At 63.4% G+C, this 688-nt stretch carries 2 pseudogenes; both read right to left on the reverse strand.

The window, feature by feature from the left end:
* Positions 1-273 (reverse strand): annotated as a pseudogene (locus LPW29_RS15265) (sigma 54-interacting transcriptional regulator); the annotation flags it as partial.
* Positions 274-495: 222 nt separating this feature from the next.
* Positions 496-688 (reverse strand): annotated as a pseudogene (locus tag LPW29_RS15270) (hypothetical protein); the annotation flags it as partial.

Genomic DNA, 688 nt, shown 5'->3' on the forward strand with positions numbered 1-688 from the left:
GATCTCGCGTACGTTGCCGGGCCAGCTGTGGTGTTCGATGGCCTGGACGGCGTCCGGGGCGAAGCCCTTGATGGCGCGACCCTGCTGGTCGGCGAAGCGCTTGAGGAGCAGGCGGGCCAGCACGTGGGCGTCGCCGGTGCGGTCCTTGAGGGGCGGGATGACGATGGTGATCTCGCTGATGCGGTAGAACAGGTCTTCCCGAAAGGCGTCTTCGGCGATCAGGCCGGACAGGTCCTGGTGGGTGGCGCACACCACGCGCACGTCCACCGGGAGGAAGCTGGAAGGGACAGGCACTCTTGATCCTTTTACTCGGCTATTCGCGTAATCCCGATAGGCCCAACACCCCTTTCCCGCCGTTCTCCATATCCCGAGCCCGAAACTACCGTCAGCCGCTGATTTCCCCCTGAAATCCGCTCCCGGCATACGCACGGCAGGCACAGACCATCCTCGGTATATAACCGCAGCACGGAAAAACCAATAAAGGAGGAGAGACCTTCAGGCCGCTGATCGTCGCCGCTGCGGCCGGTACAGAGCCTCAAATTGCGTACTCTGAGCCAGCCACTGATCCGGGGCGAGTCCCAGCCGCCGCAGGATCTGGGGCTGGGTGTCGGCAATGGTGCCCTTCTTCCTCGGGTCGATGGCCCGACCCGTGTAGTCCACCAGGGACAGATAGTCCTCGAAGGCGAAA

This window comes from Ectothiorhodospira sp. 9100 (genome assembly GCF_022227565.1).
GTDB classification, from domain to species: domain Bacteria; phylum Pseudomonadota; class Gammaproteobacteria; order Ectothiorhodospirales; family Ectothiorhodospiraceae; genus Ectothiorhodospira; species Ectothiorhodospira marina.